The organism is Sinosporangium album, from assembly GCF_900100605.1.
GTDB lineage: Bacteria > Actinomycetota > Actinomycetes > Streptosporangiales > Streptosporangiaceae > Sinosporangium > Sinosporangium album.
In genome coordinates, this window is sequence record NZ_FNCN01000007.1 from 194,304 (window position 1) to 211,711 (window position 17,408).

The 17,408-nt window shown below is 69.9% G+C and carries 14 protein-coding genes; 10 read left to right on the top strand and 4 right to left on the bottom strand.

Annotation, left to right across the window (positions count from 1 at the left end; all coding sequences use genetic code 11):
* Positions 1 to 214 precede the first annotated feature (214 nt).
* Both BLQ73_RS09900 and galE read left to right on the top strand, forming a co-directional pair.
* On the top strand, positions 215 to 1,450 hold the full coding sequence (locus BLQ73_RS09900; RefSeq protein ID WP_093170081.1) for an RNA-guided endonuclease InsQ/TnpB family protein: 1,236 nt from the start codon (positions 215 to 217) through the stop codon (positions 1,448 to 1,450).
* Between the two features lie 124 nt (positions 1,451 to 1,574).
* Positions 1,575 to 2,576: a UDP-glucose 4-epimerase GalE gene (gene galE / locus BLQ73_RS09905; RefSeq protein ID WP_093170082.1), complete on the top strand. Its 1,002-nt coding sequence runs from the start codon at positions 1,575 to 1,577 to the stop codon at positions 2,574 to 2,576.
* On the opposite strand, the gene BLQ73_RS31090 is transcribed toward galE, so the two are convergent.
* Together BLQ73_RS31090 and BLQ73_RS09910 are read right to left on the bottom strand one after the other, a co-directional pair.
* The gene (locus tag BLQ73_RS31090) at positions 2,566 to 2,877 is read right to left on the bottom strand and encodes a hypothetical protein (protein ID WP_143020192.1); all 312 of its coding nucleotides are present in this window, start codon (positions 2,875 to 2,877) and stop codon (positions 2,566 to 2,568) included. The two genes, galE and BLQ73_RS31090, sit on opposite strands and share 11 nt — an antisense overlap.
* A gap of 196 nt (positions 2,878 to 3,073) precedes the next feature.
* Positions 3,074 to 4,450, bottom strand: coding sequence for an NsdA family TPR-like regulatory protein (locus tag BLQ73_RS09910; RefSeq protein WP_093170083.1), 1,377 nt, complete (start codon positions 4,448 to 4,450; stop codon positions 3,074 to 3,076).
* A gap of 150 nt (positions 4,451 to 4,600) precedes the next feature.
* Between BLQ73_RS09910 and BLQ73_RS32190 the strand changes: the two genes are divergently transcribed.
* From BLQ73_RS32190 to BLQ73_RS31095, 5 genes are all read left to right on the top strand, one after another.
* Entirely contained in the window at positions 4,601 to 4,753 is a 153-nt protein-coding gene (locus BLQ73_RS32190; RefSeq protein WP_176955349.1) for a hypothetical protein, read from the top strand.
* 92 nt (positions 4,754 to 4,845) lie between these two features.
* Positions 4,846 to 7,905 carry a lantibiotic dehydratase gene (locus tag BLQ73_RS09915; protein WP_093170084.1) on the top strand — a complete coding sequence of 1,020 codons (3,060 nt, stop codon included), beginning with the start codon at positions 4,846 to 4,848 and terminating at the stop codon, positions 7,903 to 7,905.
* Positions 7,902 to 9,194 carry a lanthionine synthetase C family protein gene (locus BLQ73_RS09920; protein WP_093170085.1) on the top strand — a complete coding sequence of 431 codons (1,293 nt, stop codon included), beginning with the start codon at positions 7,902 to 7,904 and terminating at the stop codon, positions 9,192 to 9,194. The genes BLQ73_RS09915 and BLQ73_RS09920 overlap by 4 nt, the downstream gene beginning before the upstream one ends.
* Positions 9,191 to 11,266: a methyltransferase, FxLD system gene (gene fxlM / locus BLQ73_RS09925; RefSeq protein ID WP_093170086.1), complete on the top strand. Its 2,076-nt coding sequence runs from the start codon at positions 9,191 to 9,193 to the stop codon at positions 11,264 to 11,266. Before BLQ73_RS09920 ends, fxlM begins: the two co-directional genes overlap by 4 nt.
* Before the next feature lie 26 nt (positions 11,267 to 11,292).
* Positions 11,293 to 11,586, top strand: coding sequence for a hypothetical protein (locus BLQ73_RS31095; RefSeq protein ID WP_143020193.1), 294 nt, complete (start codon positions 11,293 to 11,295; stop codon positions 11,584 to 11,586).
* A 762-nt stretch (positions 11,587 to 12,348) separates the two neighbouring features.
* Here BLQ73_RS31095 and BLQ73_RS09935 read toward each other — a convergent pair.
* Together BLQ73_RS09935 and BLQ73_RS09940 are read right to left on the bottom strand one after the other, a co-directional pair.
* Positions 12,349 to 14,178: a hypothetical protein gene (locus BLQ73_RS09935; protein ID WP_093170087.1), complete on the bottom strand. Its 1,830-nt coding sequence runs from the start codon at positions 14,176 to 14,178 to the stop codon at positions 12,349 to 12,351.
* Between the two features lie 116 nt (positions 14,179 to 14,294).
* Entirely contained in the window at positions 14,295 to 14,969 is a 675-nt protein-coding gene (locus BLQ73_RS09940; protein WP_245690953.1) for a helix-turn-helix domain-containing protein, read from the bottom strand.
* Positions 14,970 to 15,037: 68 nt separating this feature from the next.
* Between BLQ73_RS09940 and BLQ73_RS09945 the strand changes: the two genes are divergently transcribed.
* From BLQ73_RS09945 to BLQ73_RS09955, 3 genes are all read left to right on the top strand, one after another.
* Entirely contained in the window at positions 15,038 to 15,748 is a 711-nt protein-coding gene (locus BLQ73_RS09945) for an AzlC family ABC transporter permease (protein ID WP_093170089.1), read from the top strand.
* Positions 15,748 to 16,056, top strand: a complete 309-nt coding sequence (locus BLQ73_RS09950; protein WP_093170090.1) for an AzlD domain-containing protein — start codon at positions 15,748 to 15,750, stop codon at positions 16,054 to 16,056. Before BLQ73_RS09945 ends, BLQ73_RS09950 begins: the two co-directional genes overlap by 1 nt.
* A gap of 160 nt (positions 16,057 to 16,216) precedes the next feature.
* Entirely contained in the window at positions 16,217 to 17,242 is a 1,026-nt protein-coding gene (locus tag BLQ73_RS09955) for a GDP-mannose 4,6-dehydratase (protein ID WP_093170091.1), read from the top strand.
* Positions 17,243 to 17,408 lie beyond the last annotated feature (166 nt).

A 17,408-nucleotide genomic window follows, 5' to 3' on the forward strand; every position in this document is an offset into this window, starting at 1 on the left:
CTGACCGTGCGGCAGTGCTCCGCACGGTACCCGTCGCCGAGTCTGGAGATCACGTCATTTTCTGAGCGGCGGCGTCGGCCGATGTTCATCAGGAACCTCCGAGGAAACCCCCGCCTTCAGGCGGGGGAGGAATCGGATCCCCTGCGGAGCAGGGCAGGGGCAGGCGTTTCGCCGGCAGGCGAAACGCCGTACGAACACATGTACGATGTGAGCCATGGCGCAGACCGTGAAGCGGGCCTACAAGTACCGCTTCCACCCGACCCCCGGACAGGCCGCAGAGCTCGCCCGGACGTTCGGCTGCGTCCGCCTCGTCTACAACAAGGCCTTGGAGGAGCGGACCCGCGCCTACAGGCTGGAAGGCCGCCGCGTCTCCTTCGTGGAGTCGTCGGCCGCGCTGACCGCGTGGAAGCGGAGCGGCGACTACGATTTCCTGTTCGAGGTGTCGTCGGTTCCGCTGCAGCAGGCGCTGCGCCATCTGCAGGCCGGGTTCGCGAACTTCTTCGCCAGGCGGGCGAAGTATCCGGTGTTCAAGAGCAGGAAGAGGTCGCGGGCGTCGGCGGAGTACACCCGCTCGGCGTTCCGGTGGCGCAACGGCACGCTGACGCTGGCGAAGATGGACGGCCCGCTGGACATCGTGTGGTCGCGCCCGCTGCCGGAGGGTGCCGAGCCGTCCACGGTCACCGTGTCCAGGGACGCGGCCGGGCGGTGGTTCGTGTCCATCCTGGTGGAGGAGGAGATCGCCCCTCTGCCCCCGGTCGAGGCGTCGGTGGGCGTGGACGCGGGCATCACCGCCCTGGCCACCCTCTCCACCGGCGAGAAGATCGTCAACCCGCGTCACGAGCGGGCCGACCGCCGCAAGCTGGCCAAGGCGCAGCGGGCGCTCGCCCGCAAGGAGAAAGGGTCGAACAACCGGGCCAGGGCCCGGCTCAAGGCGGCGCGTATCCACGCCCGCATCACCGACCGCAGAAGGGACCACCTGCACAAGGTCACCACACGGCTTGTTCGCGAAAACCAAGTGATCGCCGTGGAGGACCTGACCGTCCGCAACATGGTCCGCAACCACTCCCTGGCCCGCGCCGTCAGCGATGCGTCCTGGCGGGAGCTGCGGACGATGCTGGAGTACAAGGCCGCCTGGTACGGCCGGGAACTGGTCGCGGTCGACCGGTGGTTCCCCAGCTCGAAGCTGTGCTCGGAGTGCGGGGCGCTGCAGGGGTCGATGCCGCTGGGTGTCCGGATGTGGGAGTGCCCGTGCGGGGCGGTCCACGACCGGGATGTCAACGCCGCGAAGAACATCCTCGCCGCCGGGCTGGCGGAGAGGCGAAACGCCTGTGGAGCCGGTGTAAGACCTCAAAGGGGGATTCCTCCTGGCGGGCGGCTGGCGGTGAAGCAGGAAGGCCGACCGGTGACGGTTGGAATCCCCTCCCTTCAGGGAGGGGAGGATGTCAAGTGAGCTGACTCGGATTCTGTTCTGCTGAGCTCCGAGGTTCGTGGAACACGGATAGCGTTGGGCGGCGGGCACGCTCGCGGCGTGTCCATCCGAGAGCTGTTCCCGAGATGGTCCAGGGAGGAAGCGCGTGAAGGTCCTTATCGCAGGTGGGGCGGGGTTCATCGGCAGCACGATCGCCTCGGCGTGCGCCGACAACGGCATTGAGCCTGTGATCCTGGACAGCCTTGTCACGGGGCGCAGGGAGTTCACCGCGGGCAGGGTCTTCTACGAGGGCGATATCGCTGACGGGGCGCTGGTCGACCGCGTTTTCGCCGACCACCCGGACATTTACGCGGTCATCCACTGCGCCGCGCTGATCGTCGTTCCCGATTCCGTTGCCGACCCGCTGGGCTATTACCGGGAGAATGTCGCCAAGGGCATTGACTTCGTCGGCCACGTGGTCCGCAACGGCTGTTCGCGGCTGCTGTTCAGCTCGTCGGCCTCGATTTACCAGGCCGATCCCGCTGATTTCTCCGTCGATGAGAGCTCCGAGATCGAGGCGCTCAGCCCTTACGCCCGCACCAAGTCCCTTTTCGAGACGTTCCTGCGCGATGTCGCGGCCTCCAGTGTGCTGCGGGTGGTGTCTCTGCGGTACTTCAACCCGATCGGTGCCGACCCGGAGCTTCGCACCGGGCTTCAGGTGCGCCGGCCGACGCACGCCCTGGGCAGGATGATCGACGTGCACCGGGCGGACGGCGCGGAGGTGTTCGCCGTCACGGGTGTCGACTGGCCGACCCGCGACGGCTCGGGCATCCGCGATTACGTCCACGTGTGGGATCTGGCCGCGGCGCATCTGAGGGCCGTGGAGCGGTTCGACGACGTCACGGGCGGGGAGCCGTACCGCGTCGTCAACCTCGGCACCGGGCAGGGGACCACTGTCCGGGAGCTTGTCGCGGCCTTCAACGCGGTCACCGGCGAGGAGCTGCCCGTCGTCGAGACCGGTCGGCGCCCGGGCGACGTCGCCGGGGCCTACACGCGCAGCAGCCTCGCCCAGGAGATCCTCGGCTGGAAACCTCAGCTCAGCATCGCCGACGGCATCCGCGACTCGCTGCGATGGGTGGCCGCGCGCGACACAGTGATCAGCGACTAGTCCGCCGGTCGGCCTTCGATGGGGCGCAGTGGGGGGAGGTCCACAGGGCCCAGTCGGGGCGGGAGCCGGCGGGGCGCCAGGTGGGGGGCGGGGATGCCGACGGGGGGAGGAGGACGCTGCACACGCCGTACGGCACAGCCTGCTTGTCGCCGTTGAACCGCTCCAGCTCGGTCCACCACACGCGTGCCGCGGGAGGCAGGGCGCGGAAGGCCGCCAGCGGGTGTTCGGCGAGTTGCATCTGCCGGCCGATGTCGCGGTCCGGGCGGGCCCCTGGTCTCGGGCGTGGCGGTGAACCGGCCATGATTGTAGGCGCTGCCTATCTCAGAGATCGGCAGCCCAGCCCATTCACCCGAGCAGCTCGGCAAGCGCAACAGCTTCGTGGACGCCGCGACTGTCATCGTCCGGCGAGCTGCGATCAGCCGACTGATGTCTTACGGAGCGGTCCCGCCCGTGCCCGATGAGCCCGCGCCAACCTGTACGTCGCTACCATCCTCCCGTCAGGAGGCGAGGACTGCATCGTTGAGATCCGTTGCGGCGTGCGGTGAGCGTCGGGCGATGAGCGCCGCGACCTGCCGGGTTTGGCCGACCAGCAACGGAACGCGCAAGTCGGCTGGAAGTGCCGTGATCGCATCGCTAGCGATCTTGGCGGCCTGGTCGGAGTCTCCCTGACCGGCAACGTAGCGGGCCCGGTCAAGCAGAATGAGGGGCCGGTCCATGGGGTCGTCGTCGGGATAGGCGGCCAGCGCCCTGTCCTGCTCGTCCCAAGCGCGTGCGTCGCCCGTCCGGCTGAGGACCTGCGAGCTGTACATGGTCATTTCGGCCTTGGGGAACCCGAAGAACGGCTCATCGGTCTGGCCGGGAGTCAGCTTCCCGAAGATGGTCTGGGCGGTGTCGAGTTCGGCGACGGCTCGGTCACCGGCACCGAGGTGCGCGTGGGCTCGGGCGGCGAGCCCGGCGAGTTGGGCGGCGGGTGCGCTCGGCGTCCGGCCCAGGGTCGCGCGCGCACGGTCGGTGATGGCTATGACGCGCGCCGGGGCGGATCCGTAGAAGGCGGTCATGGCTTGGGCCATGGCGATCCAGTATCGCTGTGTGCTGTCTCCGGACAGATGGGCGTATCGGCCGGCGGTGTGAAGCCAGTCGCGGGCTTCTCTCTCGAAGTCCAGATCGGTGTAGAGCGCTCCGACCAGGCCGCAGAGCCGGGAGGCGATCAGATGAAGGTCGGTCTGGTGGGGATAGCGTTCGGCGAGTGCGGCGATTTCGTCCAAGTCAGGGCGGAGCTTGGTGAGCAGAAGTCCGGGCGGCCTCGTGCCATAGGCGGCGACGTGTCCGGCTGCGACGTCCGCCCAGTGTTCGAGGTCGGCCGCTGGGAGGACTCGCCGGAGCCCGGTCTCCATCCGTGACCGGGTGTCTTCCAGGCTGATCAGCGGTGTGGCGGCGGCGAGGGAGAGGAACTGTCGGCGCTCCAAGGGGTCCTCCGGGTCGGTCAGCACTACCGGAACCTGAGCATGCCCTACCAGAGTAGCGATCGGTTCCGGTTCCGCCAGTCCGAGTCGTTCCAGGGGACAGCGGAACCACAGGGCGAGGTAGCGCCGGTAGAAGGTCCCTGGACCGCCGTGACCATTCTCCCACTTGGAGTAGTTCTGGACCGATGGTGCGCCGTCCGTGCAGGGGTGGCCTTCGTCGGTTGCCAGGCCGCGCACTCCTGCGATCACGTCCGTCTGGACCTGCCCGGATGCCAGGCGCCAGGCCATCAGCAGGGTGGGGGTGGCTGCTTCCTGGTGAACGGCCTGCACAAGCTGCCACGGGCTCCAGCTTTCCTTCGCGGCTCTGGCGCGCAATTCGGTGGTGATCGTCTCGCGTCCCTGGAGGTCCACGAGCGCACGGTAACACCGATGTCCTGACAAGCAAGGCCCAACCGGGTTGTGGCCCGACCACAACCCGGTTGTGAGTAAGTGGGAATTTCACGCCGTCGTTGAACGGGGTTGGGTGAAGACATCGCTTATCCGACTTGAGGAGGCTCTCCCATGACCGTCCAGTCTGCTGCCCAGGACGTCGCGGAGCCCGGCTCGCTACTCGCAGGGCTCGACATCACGGTCGTGGAGGCCGGACCGGCGACCCTGTCGCGCAGATGCTCCACCGACAACGGGTGTGACACGCTCGCGAACGGCGACTGCTGATCCGTCCCCGCCGGCGGTGACCCCCGCCCCTCCCTGGGGGTCACCGCTCGCCTTCACCCAGCCGGACCTTCGTAGTGCCCAAGGAGTCAGCAATGCCCTCCCATCGGTGGTATGCGCCTGTGGATGCGGCCATGCTCCGCGCGGCGACCGTTGCCGACGCTTTTGTCCCGCCTTCGCCGTGGCCGAATGTCGACCAGGACGCCAGCCGCGAGGAGATGTGCCAGTGGATCGCCAAGGTTTGGTCCGACACGCAGATCGCCGACGCGGTCAGGATTGCCAGCCCGAGCCTGGCGGATCGAATCGACGGCATCTGCGCTGGAGGGCGTCCTCCGAGAGCTCAGAGTCGGCGCGCTCTGTTGGCGCTTGCCTGCTACCTGCTGCGGATGCGAGGCCGCTCCACGCCGTTCGGGCTGTTCGCGGGAGTGACCTCGTTGCGGTGGGACCAAGACCCGATCGCCCGGTGGGAGCCCGATCGGCACTGGATCCGTACCCGAGCGCACTCGGTCTGGCTCTCCGCAGTCATCAGCGAGCTGGAAACCCATCCGGAGCTTGCGCGCCGACTTCCACTCGTCTTGAACGACCTGGCTTTCGAACGCGCAGGTCGTCTGGTCATCCCGTGGCAGCCGCACGCCACCGATCCGGCACGGCCCCCGGCAGGCGAGATCTCGCCGTCGATCACTTCTGCGGTCCGGCTCGTCATCGACCACGCCCACACGCACCTCACCACCGATGACCTCACCGGCAAGATCAGCGCCGAGCTGAACGCTCCCTCTGATGCCGTCGAAGAGCTGCTTCGCCATCTCATCGCCGCGGGTGTTCTCATCACGAGCCTCCGGCCTCCTTCGACGTGCCGTGACTGCCTCGCTCACCTCCGTGACCGCCTGGCTGAGGCCGACGCAGTCAGCATCCCGGATCTTCAACCGCTGCTTTGCGACCTGGAGCAGATCGCCGCCCAGCTCGCCGAGGGACGCATCGAGACCGGCGTGCGGATGCGGGAGCTGGCCGCCGTCGAGCATCCCGTCACGGTCGATCTTCGGGTCGGAGCCACCGTCGTTCTGCCGCTGCAGATCGCCGACGAAGCTGCGGCGGCTGCCTCTGCCCTGGCCAGGCTGACTCCCCATCCCAGCGGCGACCCCGGCTGGCGGGTCTACCACGACGCGTTCCTCTCACGGTTCGGAGTGAACGCTATCGTCCCGGTCACGGAGCTGGTCGACCCTGTTACGGGACTCGGCTACCCCGACCACTTCGCTGCTCCCGCTGTCGACCTGCCCAGGGAGCTGACCGCCCGCGACGCGCGGCTTCTCGCTCTCGCCCAGCAGGCCGGTCTGGACGGAGCCCGCGAGGTCGAACTCGATGACGCATTCATCGACGGGCTCCACGACGACGCCGTGAGCCTGCGTATCCCTCCGCACCTTGAGTTGTTCACCCAACTGTGGGCGCCGGACACGACAGCTGTCCGCAGCGGGGATTTCCGGCTTGTCATCTCCGGGGTGGCCCGCACCGGTACGGCTCTATCCGGCCGGTTCATCGACCTCTTACCCGAAGCAGACCAGCGGCATCGCCGAACCGTCTACACCGGATTGCCGACCGTGGTCGAGGGCGCGGTTGCGGCCCAGCTTTCGTTCCCGCCGGTCCACGCGCACCTGGAGAACGTCGCTCGCGCCCCGCAACTGCTCCCGTCCCTGGTCACCCTGGCGGAGCATCGCATGGGGGCAACCGCCCGGTTCCCGCTGGAGGATCTGGCGGTCACAGCCGACAGTCGCGGCATGTACCTCATCTCGCTGTCGCAGGGCAGGGTGGTCGAGCCGATGCTCGCCAACGCCGCCGCCCGTCACGTCATGCCGTCGATGGCCCGGTTCCTGTTCGAGATCTCCCGTGCCCGCATCGCCTCCTCGTCACCGTTCGCGTGGGGAGCAGCCCGATGTCTGCCATTCCTGCCGCGCATCACGTACGGCCGGACCATACTGAGCACGGCACGCTGGTCGATCTCACCCGCCGCCCTACCCCGCCCCGATCTCTCGGACGCCCAATGGCGCAAGGAGTTCGAGACGCTGCGCCATCGTCTCCGGCTTCCAGACACGGTCAGCATCGGCGACTCCGACCTCCGGTTCCGCCTGAACCTCGATGAGCCAATGGATCTGGCGATCCTCCGCGACTGCTTGGACCGTGCCGGGGCAACCGGGCATACGACCGTGGTGGCCGAAGGCTCGACCCCCGCTGACCACGGCTGGTTCGACGGCCGCGCCCACGAACTCGTCATCCCGGTCGCATCCACCCGACCAGCAGGTCCCGCGCCCAGGGCCACGGCTCGATCCGCGGGGCCTGTGATCATCAGGCGGGGTCACGGTCTCCTGCCTGGGAGCGGGCATATCCTTCTGGCGAAGCTCTACACCGATCCCAGCGTCTTCGACACGATCCTCGTCCAGCATCTCCCTGAACTGCTGCATCAATGGCTTACGCCGCCGTCCTGGTGGTTCGTCCGCTACCGGGACCCTCACCCCCATCTACGGCTCCGCCTCCACGCAGGAGACCAAGCCGACGCCTTCACAAAGGTCAGCGCGTGGGCAACGGACCTGCGCAACCAAGGACTCATCAGAAGCCTCGTCTTCGACACCCATCTTCCCGAAGTAGCCCGCTACGGCGACGGTGAGGCCCAAGTTGCAGCAGAGAGGCTTTTTGCCGCGGACTCCATGGCCGTCCTCGCCCAGCTGGCAACCTTGCAACAAGGCCGGAATGTGCACGCGCTGTCCCTCATCGCGGCAGGCATGGCCGATCTCGTCGGGGGCTTGAGCGGTGGTCGCACGGCCGGGATGGAATGGCTGATCAACTACGGTGATCTCGGGGCTGGTGACCGACCAGATCGAGACATCGTCCGCCAGGCCGTCCAACTCGCCGAACCCGGCGCGATCATTGATCTGCGCGGCGGCACGGTCATCGCCGATACCTGGGCCAGGCGCGCGGATGCGGCAGCCGACTACAGCCGCTACCTGGCCGACAGACAGTCGGAAGCGGCAGGAACAATCCGGTCGCTGCTGCACATGCACCACATCCGCTTCATCGGGATCGACCCCGCGAGCGAACGAACCTGTCACCGGCTCGCCCGTGCCATCGCACTGGCCTGGACCTCACGCCACCGAGAGGTCCACCCATGAAGCACCTGCCAGACCTCGTCCTTCCCTTTGAAGTCGATCAGCAGGCTGCGGGCGTCCTCGCCTCGCGCCTCGCCGATGCGCTGGCCGTCCCGCCATCGCACCCGGCCGAGGCTGGTGACGGGCCTGACAGCACACGCTGGGACGGCCAGTCCCTGTCCTGCGGGCACGCTGGAATCGCGGTCCTGCACGGCGTCCGTGCCCTTGACGGTCATGGCGCCTGGACACGCGCGGCCGACTGGTTCACCGCAGCCGTCCGAGAACCGATCGCCGCAGCGGGCGGCGCCGGTCTCTGGCATGGGGCTCCCGCCGTCGCCTTCGCCCTCCATACCGCCGTCCGACCCGGCGATGCCGATCACCATCTCAACCGGCTCGACGGCGTCATCTCGGCGATGACGGATCGCCAGATCAAACGAGCCGACGAACGCATGGCAGCGGGCCGCAGACCCTCGCCTGGGGAGTTCGACCTCGTCCGGGGACTCACTGGTCTGGGTGTCTACTTCCTGCGCCGCGACCCCACGGGCCCGCACCTTCGTGAAGTGCTCGGCTACCTCATCCGCCTGACCACTCCAGTTCCCGCCGAAGACTCCGCCGGAACGAGGGCACCAGGCTGGTGGACCAGCCACCTGCCCGAAGGCCGTCCTGCCGTAGACTTCGCCGACGGTCACTCCGACCAGGGCATGGCCCACGGCATCGCCGGCCCACTCGCCTTGCTCTCCTTGACCTTCCGCGCTGGGATCATCGTCCCCGGCCAGGCCGAAGCGATCATGACGATCAGGGACTGGCTGGAGCGCTGGCAGCAGACCGGCGAAGCCGGACCGTGGTGGCCGGAACGGCTCACCCTCACCGACCTTGACCAGGCACAACCGCACCAGAAGGGCCCTGCCCGGCCATCTTGGTGCTACGGAACCCCTGGAATTTCCCGCGCACTACAGCTCGCCGCCCTGGCTCTCAATGATGCCGAGCGCCAGCACCGCGCGGAGCGAGCACTTCTCGCTTGCGTCACCGACCGATCCCAGCTGTCCCGCCTGGGCAATCTGGCGTTGTGCCACGGTTGGGCCGGGCTGATCGCCACCGTTTGGACGACCGCCGCCGACGCCTCCGCACCCGCCCTAGCCCGGCGGCTACCACGTCTCATCGAGGGTCTCATCGGTTCTAGTCATCCCCCGCTGGACAAGCCCGGGTTGATCGATGGAGCCGCCGGTCTCGCGCTCGTCCTGCACAGCATCGCCACCGGCACGCTCGCCGCTTGGACGAGCTTCCTACTGCTTACTGGAGTAGACCCCACATGATCCGCCCCCAAGAGGTCGTCGATTCGAGCGAGTGGCGTGAAGCCAGTGTTTGGCACGAGAGCTGGCAAGCCGCCGAACACGCTGCCGTTCACGCCTTCGGCCCACAGCTGGTGAACCTGGAAACCGCCGGAGTGATCACCATGTGGTGGTTCACTCGCAAGGGCGCGGAATGGCGTATCCGATACCTTCCGGCCCCTATCCGCGAGGTTGATGCCGCAGCAGCGATCAGCCGGATCCTTGACGCCGCCGCCACTGAGGGGCTGTGCACCCGGTGGGCTCACACGATCTACGAGCCGCTCATCGGGGCCTTCGGCGGGCAGGCTTCGCTCGACTCCGCTCACACACTGTTCCACGCGGACAGCCGACAGGTTCTCGGCCACCTCACCATCGGCGGCGGCCACAAGCGGGAACTCGCCCTTCTCCTGATCGCAGCGATGCTCCGCGGTGCCCACCGGGACTGGTACGACCAAGGGGAAGTGTGGAGACTCCTCACGCAGGAGCGCACCATCCCGTCCTCACCCTTGGCCCACGACGACATCGCGACCGTGCAGCAGCTCCTGATCGGCGATACAGAGTCCACACCCGCCAAGATCGGCGTCCCGGCTTCATGGTTCGCCGCTTATGAGCACGCCGGACAGCGGCATTTCGACCTCGATCGGCTCGGTGTTTGCACACGTGGTCTGAACGCCGTGCTCGCCCACCACGCCCTGTACGCCTGGAACCGCCTGGGTCTTCCCGAGCCGGTCCAAGGGGCTCTCGTTGCCGCAGCCGCCCATGCCGTGTTCTGTCCCGGCCTGATCGATTCTTCCGCCGCGAACAGCGGGCATGCGGTCGGGCCGATGAGTAATGTCGTCGCGGTGACCACCGACACCACCACTCCTGACCCCAGTCCCGCCGAGCTCCGCGATGAGCTCGCCGACAAGATTCTCGGTCGCGGTACGTTCCGCACCGCAGCCGTGGAGCGGGCGTTCCGGACCGTGCCCCGCGAAGTCTTCCTCGGCGCCGTCGAGCTTGCCGAGGCGTACAGGCCCGGGCCGGTGGTGACCAAACGGGCCGGCGACGGCACTGCCCTGTCGTCGGCGTCCGACCCCAACCTCGTCGCGACGATGGCCGAAGATCTGGACGTCCGTCCAGGCCATCGCATCCTGGAGATCGGCGCGGCCACGGGCATCAATGCCGCCATTTTAGCCGAGCTCAGCGGCACCCAGGGCCGTGTCACCACGATCGAGATCGACCAGGACCTTGCCGCCGGGGCTGCCGCCGCCCTTGCCAAGACTGGCTACACCACTGTCACCGCCATGTGCGGCGACGGCGCCGCCGGTTGGACGGCGGCTGCCCCCTACGACCGGATCATTGTCACGGCTGGCGCTTGGGACATCTCCGCTCCCTGGTGGGACCAGCTCGCCACCGGCGGCAGGATCGTCATCCCGCTCCGTCTCCACGGCAGCGGCCTGACCCGCTCCATCGCCTTCGACCTCCAGCCGTCAGGTCACCTCACCTGCAGCCACACCCGCGTCTGCGGCTTCGTCCCCATGCGCGGAGCAGCCGCCCAGGCCACCACCTCGATCACGCTCGCCGAGCACGTCACCCTCAACATCGACGCCGCCGACGAAGCCGACCAAGGCGCGCTCGCGCGGGTGCTCACCCACCCCGGCGAGGCCCGGTGGACCGGGATCAACGTCACCGACTTCGAGCCCGTCGAGCACCTCGATCTGTGGCTCGCTACCCACAGCACCGGCTTCAGCCGACTGTCGGCCGGAGCGCCCGCCCGCCGCGCCGGTATCGCCGATCCGGCACTGCGCTGGGCGGGTGCCGGGCTCTACGACGGCGCCACCCTCGCCTACATCGCCGCACGCCCGCACGGGCCGGCCTCCAGAGAACTCGGCATCACCGCCCACGGCCCCGGCAGCCGCAGCCTCACCGATCGCTTCATCGAACTCCTACATGAGTGGAACCACACCCGGCCCGCCCGACCGGTCATCACCGCCCACCGGGCGGACACCCCCGACGACCGACTCAAGGCCGGGACCCGCATCGAGCGGCCCGACACCCGCCTGACGATCGCCTGGTAGCAACCTCGCCCATGGAGGTGCCGCGCATGGACACCCGAACCGCACCGCAGCGCCTCACTGACCTGGCCGCGCGCCGCTTCCCGCTGGTCGCGCGGTCCCAGGTCATCTCCCGGCCGCTCTCCACCCGAATCAGCCAGATCGAATCCCGAGCCGGGCAAGCTCGGCAGAACGGGCCCGACGGCGTCCTCCGCGCCGCCGAAGCCCTCAATCTGGCGGCTCTCCTGCTCAGCGACCTCGGCATCCCACACCTGGCCCGCGGTCGGTCTGGACGCCGCCTTTCCCCTCGGCGGGTTTCTCACCGGCCTGTTGCTGGGCGGTGACCCGCGCGCAAGGTCGTCCTGGCCGGCTCTCGCGTCGAACTCGCACTCGGCTCGCACCGCAGCCCCGGCCGTAAGCCGGTCAACACCCCGCCCATCCCCGTCCACCACTTCAAATGGAGGCGCGGCGTCGAACAAGACCTGCGGCGGCGCATCACCTGACACACCGCCGGCACCTGGCGCGAGATCAGCCCGGCGATCCGCACCGAGGCCGCCCGCCTCCTGGAGCACCTTCAAGCCCACGGCGAGCGCATCCACACCGCCGGGCCGATTCCCTTCCACCCGGTCGACCTCGCCACGACGCCGCCGTGGTGGCCGCACGCCTGCGCAGACCTGCTGGACCGGTGGCGCCCACCCGGGTCAGGACCGTCCTGAGCCGCCGACGCGTGCGTCGGCGCTCACCATCCGGACGGGACGCCGTTTTCGCACCGAGGAGGTCCGCCGCCAGATGCTGTCCGCAGTCGGCCGCAGCGCTCACCTGCTGGGGTGGAAAAGGGCCAGCAAGGGCTTGCGCAGCGGTACTACCTCCAGGCCTACGCTCTTGCCACCGAGTCCGGCATCACGGGACACGACGGGTTCGTGATGCGCACGATGGCCATGCAAGGCCTCAAACTCCACCGCCCCGAGTACTGCCAGGAATGGTCCCGGCATGGCACATATCGAGATCGGGCGCCGACTGTGCTCCCCGCGCACGCGGGGATGGTCCGCCAGCGTCGCTGACGGCATGCGCGACTCGGTGCTCGGCGATCAGTCTGCCCGTCTGCCCTAGGGTCCCGGGGTGCAGTGGGGTGAGGTCCACAGGGCCCAGTCGGGGCGGGAGCCGGCGGGGCGCCAGGTGGGGGGCGGGGGTGCCGACGGGGGGAGGAGGACGCTGCACACGCCGTTCGGCACGGCCTGCTTGTCGCCGTTGAACAGCTCCAGCTCGGTCCACCACACGCGGTGCGTGAGCTGAACCCAGATCCGCCAGTCGACCCGGTTGTCGACGGCGACGCGGCCCGGGGGTGGCTGGGGCCACCATGCGGGGTCGGCGGGCGGCGGGGGTTTGGGGGCGATGTGTACGGCGAAGGCCGCATTGGCCGCCACCAGGACGGCGGCGGCCAGGGGCCACCGGGTCCGGCGGGGGGTGAGTGCGGCGGCGGCCAGGCAGGCGAGCAGGGCCGCCGCGGTCCATGAGGCCGCGGCCATGTCGAGTCTGTCGTGGACCCCGCTGAGGAAGATCACCTCGGGGAAGTCGAAGGCGATGAAGGTGTAGCGGCGCAGGCGGTCCCCCGCGTAGAGGGCGGCGGCGCCTCCGGCCGCCGCGGCCGTGGCCGCGGCGCCTAGGGCGAGCCCGAGTACGGTGGCCCGCCGCCTGCCTCCCGGTATGACGGCTAGCCACCCGGGCCGTCCCAGGAGGGCGGTTCGCCGGACGCGGGGAAAGGCGGCTTCCTCCGGCACGGCGGCAAGCGGCCCGGTCGGCCCGGGGGCGGCGGTGCGGCGGGTGCGGAGGAGGGCGGCGAGGCCGGCGATGGTCCAGGCGAGGGCGACGCAGGCGAGGTAGCGGCCGTAGGCGTAGTTGCCGACGCGGTGTTCGTCGGGCAGTGCGGCCGAGGAGGCGTAGGCGATGCCCAGGGTGGTGGCGAGCAGTACGGCTGCCGCCACGCGGTGGGCGTGCGGGGCGGAGCGCCGCAGGGCGGTGGCCGCGGCGGCGATGAGGCCGACTCCGGCGAGGCCCCAGGTGGCGACGGCGAGGTACCAGATCTGGCCGGCGGCGCCGGCCAGGGCCCAGGCCTGCCCGTCGAGGCTGGTGAGGCGGTCGACGAGCAGGCCCGACAGGTCGCGGGCGCCGCCGGGGTAGAGGGCGGCGGCCAGCTCGGCGTTGAGGACCGCGCCGGCCAGGGCGGTCGTGCCGCCGGCGGCGGCCCCCGCGAGCGCCGCCTTCGGCGCAATCCGCCTCCTGAACGCCAGAAGCGCCACCGCCACCACCCACACGCCGAAGATGACGTATCCCCGCATGTGCACCGATGTCGCGAAACCCGCCAGCACCCCGCCCAGGGCCGCCGCCCGCGCCGAGCCCCGGCTCACCGTGTCGTGGACGGCGAGCAGCCACCCGAGCAGCAGCGTGGGCAGTACGGCGTCGGCCAGCGCCAGCCCCGAGAACACCAGCAGCGACGGCGACGCCCCCGCCGCGAAGGCCAGGAGCAGCGCCGGCCGTACGGCTGTGCCGAGGCGGCGCAGCGCCGCATAGGCGAGCGGGAACGTGGCGGCGGCCACGGCCGCGCCGGTGCCGGCGACCAGCCGGTAGGCCGTCTCCGGGTCGGAGGTGAGCCAGAAGGCGGGGACGAGCAGCAGGGCGTAGCCGCCCTGGTAGAAGGTCGAGCCGCTGTAGTCGCCGCCGGGCCCGCCGGCCAGCAGGCGGGCCGCGAGCAGGTATCCGACCTCGTCGGGGTTGGCCACCGGCCCGGAGTGGTAGCGGTACAGCCAGAGCCGGAGCGCGAACTGCGCGGCCCACCCGCCGGCGAGCAGCCACCCGATCCACCGCCCGGCCGGGGGTCGTGCCCTCGCGTCCGCTGCCGGCGGCGCGGATGGGTGGTGGCGAACGGACAGCAGCGGCATGGATTTCCCCCGATCCGCCGTCGGGTATCTCCCGACGGCAGCGGAGGAAGCTCAGCAAAACCCCCATAACCCGGCCGTCACCTCATAGGGGTTATGCCGGCGTTATAGGGGGCGGGTCAGAGGTACTCGCTGATCAGTACGGCGACCGTGTCGGGTTCGAGGGCTTCGAAGGCGTGGGGGGCGTCGCCCGGGTAGACGGCGTAGTCTCCGGGGCCGAGTTCGACGGGGGCACCGGTGGGGCCGAGGAGCGCCCGGCCGGAGGAGATGACGACGTGTTCGGTAGTGCCGGGCATGTGGGGGGCGGACGTGTGGCGTTCGCCCGGCTGGGCGACGATGCGGTAGATGTCCTGGCGGGTGCCCGGTGCGCTGGAGGCCAGGAGGGTGACGGCGTAGTTCGCCTGTTCGGAGTAGGTGGCGGTGCCTTCGCCGACGCGGACGACGAGCACGTCGGGGCGGGGCGGGTCGACGAGGCGGCTGAAGGGGACGCCGAGGGCGACGGCGAGGGCCCACAGGGTTTCGATGCTGGGGTTGCCGGTGCCCGACTCCAGCTGGGACAGGGTGGATTTGGCGATCCCGGCCCTTTTGGCGAGTTCGGTGAGGGACAGTCCGGTGCGGGTGCGTTCGCGGCGGATGGAGAGGGCGACCACGGCCACGGGGTCGACGGCGGCCATCCCGTGGGGTGCGGGCGTGCCGCCGTTCCCGGCGGTGGCCGTACGGCGGGGCCCCGTGTCGGCCGGCGGATCGGCGGCAGCCGTACGCCGGGACTGCGGGGCTTTGCCCGGTGGGGTCATATTCGTTCGCTCCAGACGTCCATTGTTTGAGTTGACGAACGGCATCAGCTATGTCCATTCTATTAGGTATGCGTTCGTTATGGCGAACTGTTGATCGCGACACGCTTCGCGACATCGTTCTCGTGTGCCTCGCCGACGCGGTCGTCGCGGTCTCCTTCGGCGCGATCGCCGTGTCCGGCGGTCTGTCGCCGTGGGTGCCGATCGTGATGTCGCTGCTGGTCTTCGCGGGCGGCGCCCAGTTCGCCGCCCTCGGCGTGGTCCTCGCCGGGGGCGGCCCGGTCGCCGCCGTCGCCACCGGGCTGCTGCTCAACGCGCGGCTCCTGCCGTTCGGCTTCGCCGTGGCCGACGTGGTGGGCCGCCGGTGGTGGACGCGGCTGATCGGCGCGCACCTGATGACCGACGAGGCCGTGGCGTTCGCGCTGCGCCACAGCGACCCGCGGCAGCGCCGCGCGGCGTACTGGGTCTGCGCGATCATGCTGTTCGTCCTCTGGAACGTCGCCGTCGTCGTGGGAGCGCTCGCAGGCGGCATGGTGGGCGACACCAACGTCCTCGGGCTGGACGCGGCGTTCCCCGCGGTCCTGCTGGCGCTGACGCTGCCGGCGCTCACCGACCGGGGCGTCCGCGACTCCGCGCTGCTGGGGGCGGCCGTCGCGCTGGCTGCGGCGATGTTCCTGCCCGCCGGGCTTCCCGTGCTGCTGGCGCTGGTGGGCCTGGTCGCGCTGCTGCGCCGGCCGCAGGTGGCCGGCGCCCAGATCGATCCCGACTGGAAGGTGAGCTGATGCCCGTTCTCGCCATCGTGCTGCTCGCCGCGGGCACCTACGCGTTCCGCCTGGCCGGGCCGCTGCTCGCGGGCCGGATCACGATCCCCGAGCAGGTGCGGCGGGTGCTGTCGGTGAGCGCCGTGGTGCTGCTGTTCGCCCTGGTGTGTACGGCGGCGCTGACGCAGGGCCACGCCTTCGCCGGATGGGCGCGGCCCGCCGGGGTGCTGGTCGCCGGGGTCCTCGCCGTACGGCGGGCGCCGTTCCCCGTGGTCGTGATCGCCGCCGCCACCACCACGGCGGTGCTGCGCCTGCTCGGCGTCCCCTGACCCGGCACCGGGGGCCCGCCCCCGGTCGCCCCGGGGAAGTCTCGAAAATTCCTTAGCCCGTTGCTGCTTCGCTGACTGTGCCGCGGGCGGCGGCCGGGAGGCGCCCGCGGGGGTCTGGACCGTCCGGCGGTCCGTGTCCGCGGTGGCGAAAGGGATGAGGATGTCCAAGCGTGCGCTGATCATCGGGGTGACCGGCCAGGACGGGTCGTACCTGGCCGAGTATCTGATCTCCCTGGGGTACCGGGTGTGGGGCCTTGCGAGGGGGCAGGCCAACCCCCGCAAGGCCCGCATCGGCGGGCTGATCCCCGACCTCGAGTTCGTGGACGGCGACCTGATGGACCAGGGCAGCCTGGTGTCGGCCGTGGACATGGTGCAGCCCGACGAGGTCTACAACCTGGGGGCGATCTCGTTCGTGCCGATGTCGTGGCGGCAGGCGGAGCTGGTCACCGAGGTCAACGGCACCGGGGTGCTGCGGGTGCTGGAGGCGATCCGCAGGGTGAGCGGGCCGGCCCGGCCGCCGTCGGGCGGCGGGATACGGTTCTACCAGGCGTCGTCGTCGGAGATGTTCGGCATGGTGGCCGAGTCGCCGCAGCGCGAGTCGACGCCCTTCCACCCGCGCAGCCCCTACGGCGTGGCCAAGACCTTCGGGCACTACATCACCTGCAACTACCGCGAGTCCTACGGCATGTACGGCGTGTCGGGAATCCTGTTCAACCACGAGTCGCCGCGGCGCGGCGCGGAGTTCGTCACCAGGAAGATCACGCTGGCCGCCGCCGGGATCAAACTCGGGAGGCAGGACACGCTGCGCCTGGGCAATCTCGACGCGGTGCGCGACTGGGGTTTCGCCGGCGACTACGTGCGGGCGATGCATCTGATGCTCCAGCAGGACGAGCCGGCCGACTACGTGGTGGGCACCGGCCGTATGCACTCGGTGCGCGACGTGGCGCGGGTCGCGTTCGAGTATGTGGGTCTTCGGTGGGAGGACCACGTCGTCGTCGACCCGGGCCTGGTGCGGCCGGCGGAGGTGGAGACGCTGTGCGCCGACTCGGCGGCGGCGCGCGAGGCGCTCGGCTGGGAGCCCGAGGTCGGGTTCGCCGAGCTGATCCAGATGATGGTCGAGTCCGACCTCGCCCAGGTACGGCTGGCGCGCGACTACGGCGCCGAGGTCGTCGGGACGCGCTGGTAGCAGACCCTCGCGAGTCCCCACGGGGGTCGACAGGCCGGGCTGATCCGACACTAGGGATTTTCCTTGCCGGGTCACCTGAGACTGAGCGCTGCGCGGGTGATCGACGCCTGGCGTCCGCCTCTCCGGTCCCCGCCGTCCGCCGGCCTCCAGATGGGTTTGAGTTGAC